Here is a 20378-nt window from a genome sequence, read left to right on the forward strand (position 1 = left end):
CCGCGACCCGTCCGGGCCACCACTATCACCCGGCTTGACACGCCACTGGCTTCCCCCGCCCGCGCGTCAGCACCAAAGTCACCACCGACTGCGCCGGCGCGGTCACCCCCGCGACGCAGCGCGCATCGTGCGTTGCATCGGTCAGCACCGCCTGCGCGCGCCAGCCCTGTGGCACCACCAGCGTCCGCGGCGCCACCCCGCCGTTGACGTGGACCAGCACCAGCGTCGCGCCATCCGGCGACAACGCCCCCGCGGTGTCGAGATCGTCGACCGGCACCAGTCGATAGCCGGGGCGGATATAGCGGCTGAACTGCGCCATCGCCCAATATTTGCGGGTGACGTGGATCGCGTGCGGCCCCGCCGCCGGCGCCGCCAGATCGGCCTTGATCAGCCCCCAGTTCGAGGTCGGCTTGCCGTTGCCGCCCGAGAGGTTCTCCACCGCCTGCCAGAATACCCAGGCCGCCGGCTCGAGCCTCTTGAGATCGGCGACGACGTGGTCGGCGAAGGCGAGCGCCGAGGGCATGCCGTCGAAATTCTCCCGATCGCCGTCGAGCGGCGTATCGTTCTCGCTCATCCACAGCCGGATGCCCGCCGCGCGGGCGGCATCGCGCGCACCCGTCTGGTACAAGGTACCGTAGCTGTGGACGTTGAGCTGGCCGACCCGCGCCAGCGTCGCCGGTGGATAGGCGCTGACATCGGCGAGGAACAGCCGGGAGTTGGTCTCGTCCGGCGCCGACACGACGGTCGCCAGCCCGCGGGCCTTGAGCGCCACGTCGCTCGCGTCGATCATCGCCGCCTGCCGCGCCGGGCTCCAATGCGCGCCCTCCTGCGTGTTGGCGGCATACCAATAATCGGTGTTGGGCTCGTTCACCGGCGACAGCGTGCGGAAGGTGATGTGATGCCGCCGCTGCAATTCCTCGACGCTGCGCGCGAGATAGGCGGCGAAGGCGCCTTCCTGACCGGGGCGCAGATTGTCGTCGGTCCGCTTCTCCGCGCCCGAGACCTTGCCCGAGACGGTCATGAACCACGGCGGCGAATTCGAGAAGGCCTCGAAGATCGCGCCGGGCACGCGCGCGTGGATCGCATCGAGCCACCAGCGCTGGTTGGCGTCCTGCGACCAGTCCCACATCCGCGGATCGTCGGCGCGCCAGTCCTTCGCCTGCGTGCCGGGCGGCAGCCGCCAAAAGCCCGGCACCGCCGCGCCGGTGCGCAGATAGGGCTTGGTGTCCGCGGCATCGCCGCCGCCGATATTGTAGCGCGCGATCGTCCAGCCGAGCCCCCGCCCGGTATAGAACAAATCGGCGAGCCGCGTCCGTTCCGCCTCCGGCCAGCCGCCGGTGACGTTGGCGAACCAGGCGAGCGCGGTCCCCCAGCCCTCGAACACCGTCGCCGGTCGGTCGACGGCGGGGCGCAGCACGACGGTCACCGGCCGCGTCACCGACGGCGCCGGTGCCGCCGCGGTGCCGAGCAGCAGCGCGGCGAGCAGCGCGCCGATCCGCTTCACGCCACGGACCCCGGCGCCGCGGTCGGTGCCGACAGCATCCGAACCTCGTAGATGTCGACCTCGCCGCGCTTGCCGGTGAAGACGACCTTCGCCGCCGCCTTGCCCTGTTCGCCGGCGCTGCGCAGCGGATAGTCGATCGCGACGAAGCCCTCCTGCGGCTTCGCCTCGCGTGCATCGGTGGCGAGCGGCGTGCCGTCGACGCTGATCGCCAGTTCGCGATTGCCGACGTCGCCGCCCCAATAGACGACGCGCAGCACCGCCGGCCCCGGGCGGCGTTGCAGCGTCAGCGCGATCGTCTCGCCGGCGCGCAGCTTGCGTGCGGACCGGCCGTGGAGCTGCACCGTCTCGGGCTTGCTGGCGGTGAAGGCGTGGTCGCGTTCGGGCTGCATCTCGCCGAGATAGGCGACGTCGGCGGTGCGGCGAGCGAGCGCCTGCCGTTCCTGCTGCGCGCGCAGATAATCGGGCTTGGCCGCCGCCCAGGCCGCGGCGGTGAAGGTCGGGAAATAGACCGCGGTGCGTCGCTCATATTGCGCGTAGAAGGGGCTGAGCTGAAGCGGTTCGCCCAGTGCCGAGCGCGCGGTGAAGCGGTGGGCGTCACCCGCGGTGCGCAGTGCCGCGGTCGCGGGGCCGTCGACGGTGAGCGCCGGGCCGAGTCCGTCGAACGCCTCCGCCGCGGCGCCCATGTCGGCGGCGAGCACCAGCGGGCCGTGGGTGAAGGCGATCATATTGGGATCGTCCGGCGTCGGCTCGGCCTGCAAGTGCATCGGCAACGTTACTCGGATGCGGTCGCCCGCCTGCCAGCGCCGGTCGATGACGGCATAGCCGTCGCGCATCGTCGCCGGCGCCGGCTTGCCGTTGAGTTCGACGGTCGCACCTTGCGCCCAGCCGGGGATGCGCAGCGCGATCGGCTGCACTGCGCGGCCGGCGCGGCGGACGGTCAGCGTCGCCTCGCCCTCGGTCGGCATGCGCGTGTCGAGATCGAGCGTGAGGCCCTGCCAGTCGAGGCTGCTCGGGATGTAGAGATTGACGTAGAGCGTCCCCGCCTTGCCCGCATCATGCCAGTAGATCGAATCCGCGTGCTTGGCGTGGCTCTCCATCCCCGAGCCGACGCAGCACCAGAAGCTCTCCTCCGCGGTCGAGTAGCTGCGCCGCGCGCCCGCAGACAGCGGCATGAAATAGACGAACTGGCCGGTATCGGGCCGCTGGTGCGCGAGGATATGGTTGAGCTGAACGCGTTCGTAAAAGTCGAACCATTGCGCCTTCGGCTCCCAGGCATAGAGGTGCCGGGTGAGCTTCAGCATATTGTAGCTGTTGCACGCCTCGCACGTCGCTTCGGTGATCCGCTTCGACAATTGATCGGGCTGGCCGAAATGCTCGCGCTCCGAATTGCCGCCGATGACATAGCTGTGGTGATGGGTGACGCGGTCGTGGAAGAAGCGCGCGGCGCTGGCATGCGCGGGATCGCCGGTCAGCTCGTACAGGCGGGCGAGGCCGATCAGCTTGGGGATCTGCGTATTGGCGTGGAGTCCGGCGAGCTGGTCGCGGCCGGCGGTGAGCGGGTCGAGCACCGCCTTGTGGCGGATTTTCTGCGCCATCCGCAGCCAGCGCGGATCGCCGGTCAGCGCATAGGTTTCCGCATAGGTCTCGTTCAGCCCGCCATGTTCGGCGCGCAGCACCTGCTGCATCTGCGCCTCGCTCAGCGGTTCGAGCACGCCGGCCAGATAACCGGCGAGCGCGACCGCGATTGGCAGCGCCCGCGGGTTGCCGGCGAGCGTATGCGCGTCGAGCAGCCCGGCATGGACCTTGTGCCAGGTGTAGAGCGGCACCCAGCCGCCGTTGAGGTCAAAGCCGCCGGTGCGGATGTCGCCGCGGCGCACCTCCTCGAACACGACCTTGCCGTCGATCGTCTTGCCGCCGCGCTCCACCGTGGTGCCGCCGCAATAGCCGTCGCCATGCGCCGCCTGGATGCGTGCCATCTCGGCGAGCGCATGGTCGAGCGTCGCGGCGACTTCGCGATCGCCGGTATTGGCGACGACCAGCGCACAGGCCGACAGCCAGTGACCGAGCGAATGACCGGCGATTCCCTGCGCCTCCCAGCCGGCATAGACCGGCTTGGGCGCGGGCAGCTTCGCCGACACGTAGAAATTGTGCAGCAGCCGCTCTGGATCGAGCGAGAGCAGATAGCGGCGATTGGCGGCGAAGGCGTCGGCGAAATGCGACGGCTTGAGCCGGACGTGGCGCATCGGCACCGGCTCGACCCTGGTCGCCCTGTCGGCGGGCAACGCCGCAGCGAACGCCGGTCCGGCGAAGACCAATGCGCTCGCGCCGCCGAGCAAAGTGCGGCGGGTGACGCTCATGGATGCGCAGCCATGCTGCGGCGTACCTGCTTCTGCCGATCCCGTCATCGTTCCTCCCAAGCGCATCGCTGCCGCCGTCCTTGTCCGGTCTATGATTTGTCAGACTAGAGATGGTGATTTTGTGCGTCAACGCGGCTGCACCCGAAGCGCCGGGCAGGACGGCCTGCCACCGTATACGTTGGCCTTGCGCCGCCCGAATAAGCCGATATGTCTGACAACAACAAAGCAAATACAGGGAGCGGAAACATGCGACACGCGTGGCTGTGGGCGGGAATCATCGGCAGTGTCGTGGCGAGCGCCGCGCTGGCACAGGACGGCGCGCCGCAGGTGCAGCCGGTACAGGTCGACCCGTCCCGCCCCGATTGGGAGAATCCCGCGGTGTTCGCCCGCGGCAAGCTGCCCGCCAGCGCCACCGGCTTCCCGTTCGAGAGCCGGGCGAAGGCGCTCGCCGGCGACGAGGCGGCGTCCGCGCGCCATGTCTCGCTCGACGGCACCTGGAGCTTCGCTTTCTCCCCCGATGCCGACCGGCTGCCGGCCGGGTTCGAGCGGCCCGACTATGACGTGTCGACGTGGAAGCAGATCAAGGTGCCCGCCGACTGGCAGACGCAGGGCTTCGACCAGCCGCGCTACAACAACATCACTTATCCCTTCCCCGCCAACCGGCCGCTGATCCCGCATGCCACCAATCCGGTCGGCTCCTATCGCCGCGACGTCACCGTCCCGGCGAACTGGAGCGGGCAGGACGTCATCCTCCATATCGGCGCGGCAGGCTCGGCCTATTACGTCTGGGTCAACGGCGAGAAGGTCGGCTATTCCGAGGACAGCAAGCTGCCGAGCGAGTTTGACGTGACCAGATGGGTCAAGCCGGGCAGGAACACCGTCGCGATCCAGATCTTCCGCTGGTCGGACGGCAGCTATCTGGAGGATCAGGATTTCTGGCGCGTGTCGGGGATCGAGCGCTCGGTCTATCTGATGGCGGCGCCCAAGGTGCGGGTGCGCGACGTCTTCGTCCATGCCGGGCTCGACGCGGCCTATCGTGACGGCCGGCTCGCGGTCGACGTCGCGGTGACGCCGGGCAGCGCCGCGAGCGTGCGGCTGGTGCTGCTCGACGGCGCGCGGCAGGTGCTCACCCGGACGCAGCCCGTCGCGGCCGCCGCCGCGGAGCGCAAGCTGACGCTGAGCGCCGACGTGCCGGCGGTGAAGCCGTGGACCGCCGAAACGCCCGATCTCTACATGCTCGTCACGGAACTGGTCGACGCACGCGGCACGGTGCTGCAATCGACCGCCCGCGCGATCGGCTTCCGCACCGTCGCGATCCGCAACGGGCAGGTCACCGTCAACGGCAAGCCGATCACGATCCGCGGCGTCAACCGCCACGAACACGATCCCGAGACCTTCCACGTCGTCAGCCGCGCCTCGATGGAGCGCGATATCCAGCTGATGAAGCGGAACAACGTCAATGCGATCCGCACCTCGCATTATCCCAACGACCCGTATCTCTACGATCTCGCCGACCGCTACGGCCTGTACGTCATGGACGAGGCGAATATCGAGAGCCACGCCTATATGGATTACGCCAATCGCGTTCCCGACGAGCGGTCGAAATATCAGATCGGCTTCGATCCGGCGTGGAAGGACGCGCATGTCAGCCGCGTCGCCAATATGGTCGAGCGCGACAAGAACCACCCGTCCGTGATCTTCTGGTCGCTCGGCAACGAGGCGGGGATCGGCCCAAATTTCCGTGCCGCCGCCGAGGCGGCGCGGGCGCGCGATCCGGGCCGGCTGATCTCCTATCTCGGCTGGGGGACGTTCGGTGGCATTCACGATCACCGCCCCAACGATTTCGCCGACATCTATGCGCCGATGTACGACCCGGCGGTGCGGATGGCCGATTACGCCGCCAACTGGAATTTCAAACAGCCGATGATCCAGTGCGAATATGCGCATATGATGGGCAATTCGGGCGGCAACCTGAAAGAATATTGGGACACGATCTACGCCCATCCCGACAAGTTGCAGGGTGGCTTCGCCTGGGACTGGGTCGACCAGTCGATGTACCGCTACACCAAGGACGGGCGGCGCTATTGGGGCGACGGCGGCGAATACGGCCCTAATCCGGGTGGCGATATCGAGTTCGGCGACGGCCTGTTGCAATCGGACCGCACGCCGAACCCGCAATTGTTCGAGCTGCGCAAGGTCTATGCACCGGTGCAGTTCGACGGCTTCGACCCGGCGAGCGGGCGCGTCACCGTGCGCAACCGCCACGACTTCCGCGACCTGTCTGGCTTCGATTTCGACTGGGAGCTGGCCGAGAACGGCGTCGTCGTCGCGCAGGGGGCGCTGCCGCCGCAAAGCGTCGGGCCGCGTGCCGCCGGTTCGCTGACGCTGCCGGTGGCGAGCTGGACGCGCAAGCCGGATGCCGAATATTTCGTGACGGTGCGGGTCCGCGCCAAGGCCAATGCGATCCCCGCGGTGGCGGGCGGCACGACGCTCGGCTTCGAGCAATTCGCGCTCGGCGGCGCCGCGTCGTTCGGCACGCCGCCGGCTGCGGGCAAGGTCGACGTGCGCCAGTCGGGCGGCGCGATCGCGCTGGCGGCGGCCGGGGCGAGCCTCGAGATCGATCGCGCGACCGGTCTGGTGCGCCGCTACGCCGCGGACGGGCGCGAGCTTGCCGCGGGCGGCGCGCCGCATTTCTGGCGGGCGGTCACCGACAACGATCTCGGCATCGGCACCGCCGAGCAGCTTAAGGTCTGGAAGACGATGAGCGACACGCGCCGCGTCACCGCGGTGCGTCAGGCGAAGACCGACGCGGGCGCGAGCGTCACCGTCGACTATGCGCTCGGCGATGGTGATGCGACCTTCACCACCATCTATACGATGGCGGGTGACGGTACGGTCGAGGTGCAGGGCGCGCTGACCCCTGTGAAGACCAAATTGCCCTCGCCGTTCCGCGTCGGTCTCGCCTTCGCGCTACCGACCGATATCACGACGGTCGAATGGTATGGCCGCGGGCCGCATGAAAGCTATGTCGACCGCAAGACCTCGGCGCCGATCGGCCTGTGGCGCGGCGCGATCGCCGCGCAGAACCACGATTACATCCGCCCGCAGGAAACCGGCAACAAGGTCGACGTGCGCTGGATGGAATTGTCTGGGGCGGGGCGCGGGCTGCGCGTGCAGGGCGCGACGCCGCTGATGATGAACGCGCTCGCCTTTCCTTATGCCGATCTCGACCGGCATGAACCCGGCACGTGGAAGTCGACCGACGTCGTGCCGCACGGGCAGGTGACCTTGCTGGTCGACGCGGCGCAATGGGGGGTCGGGGGCGACACGCAATGGAGCGAGTTCGGCAAGCCGTTGCCGCACTATCGCGTACCGGTGGCGCCGACCCGCGTCGCCTTCCGCCTCGCGCCCTTCACCGGCGAGGGAACGACCCCGGACAAAGTGCGCCCGGCGACCGCGACGGGCAACGACTGACGCGGCGGGGGGTGCAGCGTGCGAGGACGCCGTACCTTCGCAGCCCGGTGCACCCCGGAGTGAGTCGAAACCTCTGCGAAAGTCCCATCGCTCAAATCAACGCAATGCTCCTGCGAACGCAGGAGCCCAGAGCCAAGCAAGACAACGCCGTATGGCGTTCGGTACTCCTGGGCTCCTGCTTTCGCAGGAGCACTGGGCGACTTTCGCAGAGGTCTCCAACGAATAAGGGGTGCCGGGTCTGATGGGGAAGCCGTGCGAGCCTCCCTGCCGCGACCTTATGCGGTCGCCCGGTGCGCCCCTTCAGAAGCGCACGCGCACCGTGCCGCCATAGGTGCGCGGATTGCCGGGATAGCCCTGAATGATGCCGGTCGACTTGGTGTAGCCGAGCAGGTTGATGAAATAGGCCTTGTCGAACAGATTCTCGACCCAGAGCTGCATCTCGAGCCGCTCGTTGTCGAGCAGCACGCCGACGCGCGCGCTGGCCAGCGCATAGGCGGGAATTTCCGCCGAGGGATCGAGCGTGATCGTGGTATTCTGCTTCGAGCGCCAGTTGACGTCGATCAGCCCATAGGCCTTGGTCGTGGCGTCGAGCCGCTGCGTATAGTCGACGGTGAGATCGCTGGTCCATGCCGGCGCCCATGCCACCTGCCGCCCGGTCAGGTCGCAGGTCACCCGGTCGGTCACCTGCCCCGGACAGACCGAATTGGGGAAGGAGGAATAGGTCGCCTTGTCATAGGCGATGAACCCCTTGGTATGCAGGCCCGGCACCAGCCACGTCTCATTCTCGAGCTCGATGCCGCGCGAGGTCAGCGAGCCGACGTTGGCGAGGAATTTGAGCGCGGTATTGCCGACGCCGACCGACTGGTTCGCCTGATAGTTGCGCACCTTGGTGTGGAAAGCGGTGAGGTTGAACAGGATGCGGTGGTCGAGGAAGGTCGATTTGATCCCCGCCTCGAAATTGTCGGCGGTCTCGCCCTTCACCGTCTGGCCGGTGCCGGGCGGCAGGTCGGGACCAGCGTTGAATGGCAACAGGTTGAAGCCGGCCGATTTGTTGCCGCGCGCATATTTGCCGTAGACGAACACGTCGGGCGTCACGCGGTAATTGGCGCCGATCTCGCCCGATAGCGCGCTGTCCTTCAGGCTGGTGTCGACATGGCCGAGCTGCGCATTGGCACCCGCGGCGGACAGGACGGCGATCTGCGCGGCGTTGAGCGCGCCGGGATTGGACGCGACGACACCGTCGTACAACTGGCTGCGTCGCTCCCACGTCTGGCGCAGGCCGGCATCGATCGCCAGCCGGCGCGATGCCTCGGGATGCCAGGTGACGTTGCCGAACAGCGCGTCGGTATCGGTGTGGAAGATCGCCTGGCTGCGGATGCCGAAGCCGGCGACGCGCGCGGCATAGGCGCCCTGTGCCCAGTTGCGCCCGCCGACCGTGGGGAAGGCACTGGCCGAGGGATTGGCCGCCCAGATATTGTACTGCCGGCCGAAGCGGACCCGCGAATCGACCTGCAGCCGCTGGCGGCTGAGGAAGCCGCCGAAGGTCGCCTCGATCGGCCGGTCGCGCGGCGTCGCCCAGCGCAGCTCCTGCGACACCTGCTTCTCGACGTTGCAGGAGCCATAGTCGCTGATCGCGTCGAGCTGCGTGTAATCATTGTCGTTGTTGGTGAAGCAGCTCCACCGCTGCCAGCCGGTGATCGACGTGAAGGTGCCGAGATCGGCGGGCGACCAGTCGATCTGGCCGCTCGCGCTGTCGAGGCTGGTGCGCGCATCGAGCCGGCCGTCGATATTGACGTAGCGGTCGCGCGCGTTGCTGGTCAGCAGCGGATAGCCCGCCGCCGCCATCCGCGCCTGCAACGCCGCCGGATTGTAGACCGACAGGATCACCGGCGAGATCGTCGGGAAGAACTGGCGCGCGTGCGTGCCGATCAGCCGGATGGCGAGATCGTCGGTCGGCGTCGCGAGCAATTGGCCGCGCACCCCGATGCCCTGGCGCGCATTCTGATATTGGTTGTTGAAGAGGTTCTTATAGGTGCCGTCGCGGTTGCTGTAGAAGCTCGACAGGCGGATCGCGAGCTTGTCGGCGATCAACGGGCCGGTGACGCTGCCCTTTACCTCGGTGAAGCCGAAATTGCCGGTGCTCGCCTCGGCGGTGCCGCCGGACGTGAAGCTGGGTTTCAGCGTGTTGATCAGCACCGCGCCGGCGGTGGTGTTCTTGCCGAACAGCGTTCCCTGCGGCCCGCGCAGCACCTCGACGTCGGCGAGGTCGTTGAAATCGTTCGACACCATGCCCTGGCGGCCGGTGTAGACGCCGTCGACGAACACGCCGACCGACCCGTCGATGCCATCGGTGTTGAAGCCGTTGTTGCCGATGCCGCGGATGCCGAGGTTGAGCTGCTTCGGATTGGTCAGATAGACCGAGAAGGCGGGCAGCTTGAACTGGAAGTTGGTGAAATTTGTGAGGTTCTGCCGCGTCAGCGTCGCGGCGCCGATGACGGTGATCGGGATCGGCACGCGCTGCGCATTCTCGCTGGTCTTGCGTGCGACGACGGTGATCTCGCGATCCTCGCCCTCCTCCACCGCGGCGGCGTCGGGGGTGCCGGGATTGTCGGCCGTCGCGGTCTGCGCGAGCGCCGGCACGGCGGCCAACAGCGCCGAGCTCGCCAGCCAGGCAAGCGTCATCCGGCGACGAAGCGTCGCCTTGCGTTCGATCGTCATTGCTGAACCCCCGTGATCTTATCCGGCTGGGCTAGCCACGATCCGTTACGTCGCTGTTACAATCCGGACATCAACTGCGCTGGTCGCGGATGCCGGGGCGGCCGGGTTCGAGCGCGAAGCGGACGAGGTCGCGGATGCCCGATTGCGGATCGCGCGCGTCGTCCAGCCCGCGGAAGGTGACGCGCCCCTCCTTCGCGGACAGGTCGACGAGGCCATAGCCGCGCACCTCGTTCTCGGCGAAGACGAGGCCGTTCGCCGCCGCCTGCTGCTTGAAGCTGGCGTCGTGGAACAGCGAGGTGATCGATCCGCCGACGAACTCCGCCGCGATCGGCGCCGCATCGGGCTGCGCGGGATCGTGGACGTCGGCGGCAGCGAAGGCGTGGATGTCGCCGCCGAGCGCCACCGGGTTCGACGTGCGCGCCTCGACCCAGCGGCGGTAGATGCGATCGCGCGCGGCGGGATAGCCCGACCAATTGTCCGCCGAATATTGCACGCCGCGCTCGGGATGGTCGGCGTCGATGCGGCCCTGCTGGTGCATCAGCGTCTGCTGCGCGAGCAGATTCCATTGCGCGCGGCTGTCGCCTAGCGCCTGCATCAGCCAGGCTTCCTGCGCGTCGCCGAGCATCGTGCGGTCGGTGGCATAGAGATCGGGGCAGGGCTCGATCAGCGTGCGATAGCGGGCGTGCGCCGCGACCAGCCCCGGCGGCTGGCAGGCGCGGGCGCCGCGATACTGGCGATCGTCGACGATCTGGAATTGCGCCAGCCGGCCCCAGTCGAGCGTGTGGTAGATGCGCATCGCCGGTCCCAGCGGCGGCGCGGCGCGGACCGGCTGATGCTCGTACCACGCCTGATAGGCGGCGGCGCGGCGCAGCAGGAAGGCGGCGGGGTCGGTGTTGTTCTGGTCGAGCGCATCCGCATAATCGTTGGCGACCTCGTGATCGTCCCAGGTCAGCACCCACGGCGCGGCGTGATGCGCCGCCTGCAGCAGCGGATCGCTTTTGTAGGTCGCGTAGCGGACGCGATAGCCGGCGAGGTCCCTGGGCTCCGGATTCTGGTGCAGGCGCACCGCATCCTTGGTGGTCGGTGCGCCTTCGTAGATGTAGTCGCCGAGGAACAGCACGAAATCCGGGTCGTCGGCGACCAGATGGCGATAGGCGGCGTAGAAGCCCGATTCGTATTTCTGGCACGATCCGTAGGCGAGCCGGAGCCGCTCGACCGGCGCCCCCGCCGCCGGTGCGGTGCGCGTCCGCCCGACCGGGCTCGTCTCGCCGCCGGCGAGGAAGCGGTAGAAATAGCGGCTGGCCGGGCGCAGCCCGCGCACGTCGACGTGGACGCTATGCCCCCAGCGCGGCTCGGCGCGCGCCTCCCCCGTGCGCACGATCCGCGTGAAGCCTTCGTCGGTCGCGACCTGCCAGCGCACCGGCACCGCGAGCGGCGGCATGCCGCCCGCCGCGTCGAGCGGCTGCGGCGCCAGCCGCGTCCACAGGATCACCGAATCAGGCAAGGGATCGCCCGAGGCGACGCCGAGCGCGAACACTCCGGCGGGCAGCCGCTCCGCCCCGCGCGCCGCCACCGTCAGCAGCGCGGCGGAGCCGCCGATCAGCGCGCGCCGGCTTAGCACCGGCGCGGTCTTGCTCGTCTCAACCATGGATAAGGTCCCGCATCGCCGCGCTATCGTCCCGCGTTGCGCGGCGATGATGACAGCGTGATGACGCCCGGCGCGGCTCAGCCCGGCTTGAGCTGCGCCGAATCGATGTGCCAGCGCAACTGGCCGGGGCTGGCGCCGTCGACGTCGTTGACGCGGCGCACGACATAGCGGCCGCGGAAGCGCTGGTGACGGCCATCGTCGAGCGTCGCGTCGATGGTGACCGGTACCGGCTGGTAGAGCGATCCCGCCCCGGCGTCGCCCGGCGGCAGCGTGCCGATCGTCACCCGCGTCGTGCGGGTATGCGCGAAGCCGCTCGCGAAAGCGGCGTAGGTCTGGCCGGGGCGGCCGTCGTCGCCCCATTGCTGCCAGGCGGTGCCATAGTCGCCGGCGTTGAGCGCGGCGTAATAACGCTGCACCACCGCCGCCGCGGCGGCGGCGCTCTTGGGCGGCGGCGTACAGCCCGGCATCGGCGCGCCCTTGCCATCGAACAGCGCGCAACTGCGCGCGATCTCGTCGTCGATCAGCGCGCAGCTGTTGACGGCGTTGCACGGCGGATGCGTCGCCGGCGAGACGTTGCGGCAGATCGCGACGCGGCGGGCGGCCGCGGCGGCGCCGATCTCGGCGGCGCAGGACAGCGGGCGGGTACGGCGCGGCGTCGTCGCGGCGACCGGCGCGGCGGCGGCCGGTCGCGACGCAGGGGCGGTCGTCGCGGCGACGCCATCACCCGCGGCCCGTTCGGTCCGGCCATCGGCGCTGCCGCAGCCGGCGAGCAGCAGCGGCGCGCACCACGATGCCGCCGCGATCCATGTCTGTTTCATCGGGTAACTGCCTCCATCACCGTCGTTCTAGCCGCTATCACCGCGCCCAGAAACGCACATAGTCCACCGCCATCCGCTGCGGCAGCGCGGCATCGTCCACGCCCTTCACGCCGCCCCAGTCGCCGCCGATCGCGAGGTTGAGGATCAGCTGATACGGCCGGGTGAACGGCCATGCCGCCGCACCGCCGGGGCGATCGTTGGCGACGCGCATATAGGCGCGGCCGTCGACGCCGATCAGGATCGCATCGCGCCGCCAGTCGAGCTGGTAGCGATGATAAGCGGTGCAGGCGGTCGGCACGGTCACCTGCGCGCCGCGCTGCGTGCCCTTGACGTGATTGTAGGCCGCGCTGTGCACCGTCGCATGGACGACGTTCGGGTCCCAGCCGACCATCTCCATCACGTCGATCTCGCCCGCCGCCGGCCACCGCCCCGACGACGGCAGCAGCCAGATCGCCGGCCACGTCCCCCGGCCGCAGGGCAGGCGTGCGCGGATTTCGTAGAATCCATAGCCGAAGGCGCGGCGGCTGACGAGCTTGGCCGAGGTATAGGCCTGGCCGCCGCTGTCGGGTGCGGTCGCCCGCTCGGCGCGCGCCTCGATCACCAGCGCGCCGTCGCGGATGCGGGCGTTGGCGGGGTCGTAATATTGCTTCTCGTGGTTAAACCAGCCCGTCTTGTTCTGGGCCATGTCGAACCGCCACAGGGTCAGATCGATGCGCGGACCGTCGAATTCGTCGGCGACGTCGGGTGCGCGCGCGGGGGCTGCGATCGGCCGGTCGACGCGCTGGTCGGTCGCGCCGAGCGTCGCCGGCGGGGCGATGGCCGCCTGCGCGGCGAGCAACATAGGCAGCAGGATCGGCGACATGGCAGCACCCTCGATATCCAGATCTTTCATCAGCCTATCAGTCTCTTGCCGCATCAGGTGACGAAAAGTTCATGACCGCGCCATCGCCGGGACAGCGGGAGGCGTGCAGGACGGCGGGATGGCATCGCAACGCTTCCGATCGCTGCGGTGGCGGCTCGCCTGGATCGCCGGTATCGCCGGCGGCGTGCTCGCGCTCCTCGCCGGGATCGCCGCCAGCGCCGGCTTCTTCGACCGCGATGCCGCGCATCTGTTCGGCCCGCAGGGGATCGCGCGGCCGATCGGCGTGCTCTACGTGTCGGGCGACATGGGGCTGCGCTACGGCCCCAATCCGCATACCGTACGCGCTTTGGCCGGGCAGGGGTTCCCGGTCGTCGCCCTGAGTTCGCCGGCCCTGTTCGGCCTGCGCCGGACGCGGGCGGAGGTCGACCGGATCGTCGCCGACGGCGTACGCGCCGCGCTGGCGCGGACCGGCGCGGCGCGACTGATGCTGATCGGCCAATCGTATGGCGCCGACGTCTTGCAGACCGGGCTCGCCGATCTGCCGGTGGCGCTGCGCAGCCACGTCGCCGGCGTGGTGCTTGTGGTGCCCGGCGAGACCGTGTTCTTCCGCGCCGACCCGTCCGGCCTCGTCTATCGCGGCACCCCCGACAGCGAGAGCCGCACGACGCTCGCCCGGCTCGGCTGGACGCACCTTACCTGCATCTACGGCGCGGCGGAGGTCGACAGCGCCTGCCCGGACCTTTTGGCAGGGCGCCGGGCGGGGCGGGCTGGGCAGGCGACGGTGGTGGCGATGCCCGGCGGCCATTTCCTCAACGACGACCGCGCCGGCCTGTTCGCGCACATCCTCGCGGCGATCCGCCACGCCGCGCCCGACGCATTCGCGCGTTGATTCGCGATGGTGCTGCGGTTCCGGGGCGTGCGTGCCGTCTATGATCGTATGATGGTGGGGGATACGATCATGACGATGGCACGAATCACGACGGTCGTGGCGGGGATGCTGGCGGTCGCGGCGGGGGCGTCGGCGGCGCAGGCCAATTTGCGTCCGGGGGCGCCGGCGGTGATCGGCCGCTGGGCCAATCCACGCGGCACGCTGGCGGTGCAGACCGGGCGTTGCGCCGACGGCGCGCTGTGCGGCCAGATCGTCTGGGCCAGCCCGCAGGCACGCGCCGAGGCGCGCGGCGCCGGCCTGCCCGACCTCGTCGGCACGCAATTGCTGCGCGGCTATCGCCGCAACAAATCGGGCGCCTGGGAGGGCAAGGTGTTCGTGCCCGACATGGGCCGCACCTTCTCCTCGCGCATCCACCAGAGCTCGCCCGCGACGCTGACCATCACCGGCTGCGTCGTCGGCACCTTCCTGTGCAAGTCGCAGACCTGGCATCGGGTGGCGTGACGACCGGCCGTCTGGATGCGGTGATGGCGCTCGCGCAGCATCACCGCCGCAGCCTGACGGTCGCCGCGGTGCTGCTCGTCGCGGGCATCGGCTTCGCCGCCTTGCGGCTGGTACTGCGCGAGGTGCATCTCAGCGACGTGCGCAAGGCGCTGGCGGCGATCCCCGACGTGCGGATCGCCGCCAGCCTCGCGCTCACCACCGCCAGCTATCTGCTGCTCACCGGTCTCGACTGGGTGGCGCTGCGCGCGATCGGCCGCCCGCTGCCGTGGCGGGTCGCCGCGGCGGGATCGTTCACCTCCTATACGCTCAGCCACAATCTCGGCCTGTCGCTGATCACCGGCGGCTCGGCGCGGCTACGCCTCTATGGCGCCGCCGGACTCGCGTTCGGCGAGATCGCGCAGGTCGCCGGCATCTGCGCGATCGCCTTCTGGGCGGGCGTCGCCGGGGCGGCGGGGATCGGGCTGATCATCGGCGACGGCATCGTCCTCGGTCCGGTGACGCTGTCGCCGGTCGCTGCGCAGGGACTGGGCGTCCTGTTGCTCGCCTTGCTCGCGGTGCTGCCGGTGCTGCGGCTGCGCGGCGCGACGACGCTCGGCCCGGCGCGGTTCGGCATCGCGCTGCCCAGTCTGCGCCAGATGGGCGCGCTCGCCGGCCTCTCGCTCGCCGATCTCACCATGGCCTCGGCCGCGCTCTTCGTGCTGGTGCCGGGCACCGCGCCCGGCGCCTTTCCCGGCTTCGTCGTCGCTTATGCCGTCGCTGTGGTCGTCGCGCTGCTGCTCCACGTCCCCGGCGGCCTGGGGGTGTTCGAGACGGTGGTGCTGGCGACGGTACCCGGCGACCGCCCGACGCTGTTTGCCGCGCTGCTGCTCTACCGGCTGATCTATTATCTGCTGCCGCTGCTCGTCGCCGCGATCGGCATCGCCGCAAGCGAGGGTTGGCGGCTGCGCCATCCGATCCGTCGCGGCCTCTCCTATGTCGATCGCGCCGGGCAGTTGCTGGCGCCGAGCGCGGTCACCGTGCTGGTCTTCGTCGCCGGCTTCGTGCTGCTCGTCTCGGGCGCGCTGCCGGGGGTGAAGGGGCGGCTGACCGAGTTGACCGATCTGGTGCCGCTGCCGTTCATCGAGGGGTCGCACATGGCGGGCAGCCTGATCGGCACCGCGATGCTGCTCGTCGCGCCGGCGCTCACCGCGCGGCTGCGCTCGGGCTGGGCGGCGGCGCGCATCCTGCTCGTCGGTGGCGCGATCTTCTCGCTGCTCAAGGGCCTCGATTACGAGGAGGCATCGCTCCAGCTGGTCGTCGCCGGGGTGCTGCAATATTGCAAGGCGAGCTTCTATCGCGAGGGCGGCATCCTCACCGACCGGCCGCGCTGGCCTTGGCTGGTCGCCGCCGCCGCGGCGCTGGGGCTCAGCATCTGGGCGGGCTTCTTCGCCTACAAGCGCACGCCGTACAGCGACGAATTGTGGTGGCGGTTCGCGCTCGACGCCAATGCGCCGCGCTTCCTGCGCGCCAGTTTCGCCGCGGGCGTGCTGCTCACCGCGGTATCGGCGTGGCAATTGCTCACCGCCAGCCGGACGCGGACGATGCCCGACGCCCTGCCGCCCGAGCCGGTGCTGGCGGCGGCGCTGGCGCATTGCCCGCGCACCGACGCCGCGCTCGCCTTCACCGGCGACAAGAGCTTCATCGTCTCCGCCGCCGGCGACGCCTTCCTGATGTACCGCGTGCAGGGGCGCAGCTGGGTGGTGATGGGCGACCCGGTCGGCCCGGCGGCGGCGTGGAGCGAACTGGTCTGGAGCATCCGCCGCGCCTGCGACGCGCGCGCCGGGCGATTGTGCTTCTATCAGGCGAGCGAGCGGATGCTGCCGCTGTTCGTCGAACTGGGGTTGCAGGCGATCAAATATGGCGAGGAGGCGCATGTCGTGCTCGCCGACTTCACCACCGCCGGTCCGCGCGGCAAGCCGTTGCGCCACGCGGTGCGGCGGACCGAGGCGGCGGGCGGGGTGTTCTCAGTCGAACCGGCGAGCGCGGTGCCGGGGCTGATGGCCGAGTTGGGCGAAGTCTCCGCGGCTTGGCTCGCCGCCAAGGCGGGGCGCGAGAAACGGTTCAGCCTCGGGGCGTTCGATGCCGCCTATCTGACGCGCTTTCCGATCGCGCTGGTGCGGGTCGAGGGGCGGATCGTCGCCTTCGCCAACATCTGGGTCTCGGGCGACGGCGACGAAGCGTCGGTCGACCTGATGCGCCACCATCCCGACGCGCCTTATGGCACGATGGAGATGATGCTGGTGCGGCTGATCGAATGGGCGCGGAGCGAGGGATATGACCGCTTCAACCTCGGCATGGCGCCGCTGTCGGGCATGCCGAGCGGACGGCTGGCGCCGGTATGGGCGCGGCTCGGCCATGCATTGTTCGCCAATGGCGAGCGGCTCTACGGCTTCGCCGGGCTGCGCGCGTTCAAGGCCAAGTTCGGCCCCGTCTGGGTGTCGCGCTACGTCGCCACGCCCACCGGAGCGGCGATGCCGCGCGCGCTGATCGATCTCGCGCGGCTGGTGAGCGCCTGATCGCCGGGTTAGGGTGGGTGCCATGAGCGACCACCATCCCGCCACCCGCCATCGCAGCGTGCTGTTCATGCCGGCCTCCAATCCCCGAGCGATCGCCAAGGCGCAGGGGCTCGCCTGCGACGCGGTGATCCTCGACCTCGAGGATGCGGTGGCGCCCGAGGCGAAGGCGGACGCGCGGGCGGCCGCGGTCGCCGCGGCGGCAGGGTTCGGGGCGCGGCCGTGCGCCGTGCGGATCAACGCGTTCGACACGCCTTGGGGGCAGGACGATGCCGCCGCGGTGCGCGGCGTTGCGGCGGTGGTCGTGCCCAAGGTGGCGAGCGCCGCCGACCTGGTCGCGGTGCGGGCCGCGCTCGGCGCCGACGGGCCGCCGATCTGGGCGATGATCGAGACGTGCGGCGCGATCCTGCGCCTGCCCGAGATCGCGGCGGCAGCAGCGACGACGGGCACCGCGCTGCTGATCGCCGGCACCAACGATCTCGCCAAGGAGATGCGCTGTCGCCCCGACGCCGACCGCACGCCGCTGCTGCCGGCGCTGACGCAGCTGGTGATCGCGGCGCGCGCGGCGGGGCTGGTCGCGCTCGACGGCGTCTGCAACGCGATCGGCGACCCCGACCGGCTCGCCGTCGAATGCGCGCAGGGCGCGATGCTAGGCTTCGACGGCAAGACGCTGATCCACCCCGCCCAGATCGACGCCGCCAACGCCGCCTTCGGCCCCAGCGCCGAGCAACTGGCCTGGGCGCGGGCCGTCGTCACCGCCTTCGCCGCGCCCGACGCAGCGGGCCGTGGCGCGATCCGGCTCGACGGCGCAATGGTCGAACGCCTCCACCTCGCCGAGGCGGAGCGGATATTGGCGCTGGCGGGGTGATCCGCCCCGCGGCGGCTTAACCCTCCAGCATCGCGCGGATGCGGTCGGCGATGGCGTCCATCGTGAAGGGCTTGGTGACCAGTGCCATGTTCGGGGCGAGCGGGCCGTTGCCGATCACCGCATTCTCGGCATAGCCGGTGATGAACAGCACCTTCAGCGCCGGCAACTGGACCAGCGCGGCGTCGGCGACCTGACGGCCGTTCATCTGCCCGGGCAGACCGACGTCGGTGACGAGCAGGTCGACAGGCGCACCGGTACCCAGCAGCCGCAGCGCGGCGGCGCCGTCGCCCGCCTCCAGCACGTTATGGCCCATTTCCTCGAGGATCTCGACGATCAGCATGCGGATCGTCGGTTCGTCGTCGACGACCAGAACGGTGTGGCGGCCTTCGCCGGGGACCGGGATCGTCGCGGGGGCGGGATCGCCATCCTGCTCGGCATCGCCATAGTGGCGCGGCAGATAGATGCACATCGTCGTGCCCTGGTCGAGCTCCGAATAGATGCGCACCTGCCCGCCGGACTGGCGCGCGAATCCGTAGATCATCGACAGGCCGAGGCCGGTGCCTTCGCCCATCGGCTTGGTGGTGTAGAAGGGGTCGAAGGCGCGCGACTGGACCTCGGGCGTCATGCCGGTGCCGGTGTCGGTGACGCACAAGGAGAGATATTGGCCGGGTTCCAGATCGCGCTCTTTGGCGGCGCGCTCGTCGAGCCAGCGGTTGGCGGTCTCGATCGTGATGCGGCCGCCGTCGGGCATCGCGTCGCGCGCGTTAATGCACAGATTGAGCAACGCATTTTCGAGCTGGTTGGGATCGACCATCGCCGGCCACAATCCGCCGGCACCGACCACTTCGATCGTCACGCCCGGGCCGACGGTGCGCTGGATCAGGTCGCGCAGCCCGTCGATCAACCGATTGACGTCGGTCGGCTTGGGATCGAGCGTCTGACGCCGCGAAAAGGCGAGCAGCCGGTGGGTCAGCGCCGCCGCCCGCCGCGCCGCGCCCTGCGCGGCATTGGCGTAGCGATCGATCTCGTCGACGCGGCCCTGACGGATGCGGACCTGCATCATCTCGATCGCGCCCGAGATGCCGGTAAGCATATTGTTGAAATCGTGCGCCAACCCGCCAGTGAGCTGGCCGACCGCCTCCATTTTCTGCGCTTGGCGCAGATGCGCCTCGGCGGTCATCAGCTCGCGGGTACGCGCCTCGACCTGCTGTTCGAGCGAGGCGGTGAGCGCGGCGAGTTCGTGCTCGACGCGGCGGCGCTCGACCGCGTCGCGCGTCCGTTCGGCGACGTCGCGGACGAAGGCGACCTCCTCGGGCAGCCAGCGGCGCGGCTGTGCGTTGTTGAGGTAGAGCAGCGCGACGAAGCCGCCCTGTTCGGTCACCGGCATGTTGATGAACGACAGTGCGGCGAGGCTCTTCAGCCCCTCGGCGGTGGCGGCGGTGCGCGGATCTTCGTAGACGTCGTCGATCGCCACCGTCTCGCCGCGCTTGAGGTCCTCGATATACGAGCCATAATCGCGGAAATGCAGGATGCCGGGCAGCGGCGCGATGCCGCCTGCGCACCACGCGCGTTCGGTGACGATCGTCTCTGCGGCCCGGTCGATCGTGCCATAGCCGCAGCGGCTGACGTCGAACAGGCGGCCGAGGATCTCGGCGGCGGCATAAGCGAGGTCGGCGGGGTCGCCGGGATCGCGCAGCCGGTCGTTGAGCTTGACCAGCGCCTTGAGACGCAGCTCGGCGGACTTGCGCGCGTCGATGTCGAAGCTGATGCCGGGAAAGCGCAGCGGCCGCCCGTCGTCATCATAGGTGACGCGGCCGCGTGCGGCGACCCAGCGCGCGCGGCCGTCGGGCTGTTGCAGGCGGTAGTCGCTCTCGAACGGATCACCGCTGGCGAGTGCCGCGGCGATCTCCGCCTGCACCCGCGGCCGATCGTCGGGGTGCATCGCGGTGAAGAACCGTTCCAGTCGCGCGCCGGCCTGCGCCTCGTCGGGATCGACACCGTAGAGGCGCGCGAACTCAGGGTCGGCGGTGACGCGGTCGGCGACCACGTCCCAATCCCAACTGCCGACGCTGATCTGGCCGGCGGTCTTCAAATCGTCGTCGGCCATCGGCGGCGAAGGGCTCGTAAAAGTAACATGGGTTGCGAGAACGCGTTGCGACCGGGAGCGATCCGACACCATGACATATT

The 20378-nt window shown here is 69.7% G+C and carries 12 protein-coding genes and 1 pseudogene; 5 read left to right on the top strand and 8 right to left on the bottom strand.

The features are described from left to right. Positions 1-25 precede the first annotated feature (25 nt). Complete coding sequence (locus tag AC07U4_RS10830) at positions 26-1504, bottom strand: glycoside hydrolase family 30 protein (protein WP_495195405.1); 1479 nt, start codon at positions 1502-1504, stop codon at positions 26-28. Beyond that, entirely contained in the window at positions 1501-3861 is a 2361-nt protein-coding gene (locus AC07U4_RS10835) for a beta-L-arabinofuranosidase domain-containing protein (protein WP_495195406.1), read from the bottom strand. Before AC07U4_RS10835 ends, AC07U4_RS10830 begins: the two co-directional genes overlap by 4 nt. A 246-nt stretch (positions 3862-4107) precedes the next feature. Between AC07U4_RS10835 and AC07U4_RS10840 the strand changes: the two genes are divergently transcribed. Continuing rightward, the gene (locus AC07U4_RS10840) at positions 4108-7335 is read left to right on the top strand and encodes a glycoside hydrolase family 2 TIM barrel-domain containing protein (protein WP_495195407.1); all 3228 of its coding nucleotides are present in this window, start codon (positions 4108-4110) and stop codon (positions 7333-7335) included. A gap of 300 nt (positions 7336-7635) precedes the next feature. Here AC07U4_RS10840 and AC07U4_RS10845 read toward each other — a convergent pair whose 3' ends face one another. The 4 genes from AC07U4_RS10845 to AC07U4_RS10860 all read right to left on the bottom strand — a co-directional run bounded on the left by AC07U4_RS10845 (position 7636) and on the right by AC07U4_RS10860 (position 13411). Then, positions 7636-10053 (bottom strand): TonB-dependent receptor, encoded by a 2418-nt coding sequence (locus tag AC07U4_RS10845; RefSeq protein ID WP_495195408.1) that lies wholly within the window; start codon positions 10051-10053, stop codon positions 7636-7638. A gap of 70 nt (positions 10054-10123) precedes the next feature. Then, positions 10124-11701, bottom strand: coding sequence for an alkaline phosphatase D family protein (locus AC07U4_RS10850; protein ID WP_495195409.1), 1578 nt, complete (start codon positions 11699-11701; stop codon positions 10124-10126). Between the two features lie 77 nt (positions 11702-11778). Then, positions 11779-12519: a hypothetical protein gene (locus AC07U4_RS10855; protein WP_495195410.1), complete on the bottom strand. Its 741-nt coding sequence runs from the start codon at positions 12517-12519 to the stop codon at positions 11779-11781. Between the two features lie 37 nt (positions 12520-12556). Next, positions 12557-13411 (bottom strand): glycoside hydrolase family 16 protein, encoded by an 855-nt coding sequence (locus AC07U4_RS10860; protein ID WP_495195411.1) that lies wholly within the window; start codon positions 13409-13411, stop codon positions 12557-12559. 88 nt (positions 13412-13499) lie between these two features. On the opposite strand from AC07U4_RS10860, the gene AC07U4_RS10865 reads away from it, so the two are divergent. The 4 genes from AC07U4_RS10865 to AC07U4_RS10880 all read left to right on the top strand — a co-directional run bounded on the left by AC07U4_RS10865 (position 13500) and on the right by AC07U4_RS10880 (position 18191). After that, a complete protein-coding gene (locus AC07U4_RS10865) occupies positions 13500-14270 on the top strand; it encodes an AcvB/VirJ family lysyl-phosphatidylglycerol hydrolase (protein WP_495195412.1) in 771 nt (256 codons plus the stop codon). A 69-nt stretch (positions 14271-14339) separates the two neighbouring features. Beyond that, a complete protein-coding gene (locus AC07U4_RS10870; RefSeq protein ID WP_052075819.1) occupies positions 14340-14771 on the top strand; it encodes a DUF2147 domain-containing protein in 432 nt (143 codons plus the stop codon). After that, a complete protein-coding gene (gene mprF / locus AC07U4_RS10875; protein WP_495189853.1) occupies positions 14768-17326 on the top strand; it encodes a bifunctional lysylphosphatidylglycerol flippase/synthetase MprF in 2559 nt (852 codons plus the stop codon). Before AC07U4_RS10870 ends, mprF begins: the two co-directional genes overlap by 4 nt. Positions 17327-17348: 22 nt before the next feature. Beyond that, positions 17349-18191, top strand: coding sequence for an HpcH/HpaI aldolase/citrate lyase family protein (locus tag AC07U4_RS10880; RefSeq protein WP_495195413.1), 843 nt, complete (start codon positions 17349-17351; stop codon positions 18189-18191). Between the two features lie 16 nt (positions 18192-18207). Here AC07U4_RS10880 and AC07U4_RS10885 read toward each other — a convergent pair whose 3' ends face one another. Further along, on the bottom strand, positions 18208-19947 hold the full coding sequence (locus AC07U4_RS10885; RefSeq protein ID WP_495195860.1) for a GAF domain-containing hybrid sensor histidine kinase/response regulator: 1740 nt from the start codon (positions 19945-19947) through the stop codon (positions 18208-18210). Further along, positions 19927-20370, bottom strand: a pseudogene (locus tag AC07U4_RS10890) (PAS domain-containing protein); the annotation flags it as partial. The gene AC07U4_RS10885 and the pseudogene AC07U4_RS10890, both read right to left, overlap by 21 nt. Positions 20371-20378 lie beyond the last annotated feature (8 nt).

It is taken from the genome of Sphingomonas sp. GW821-FHT02B09 (assembly GCF_059421875.1).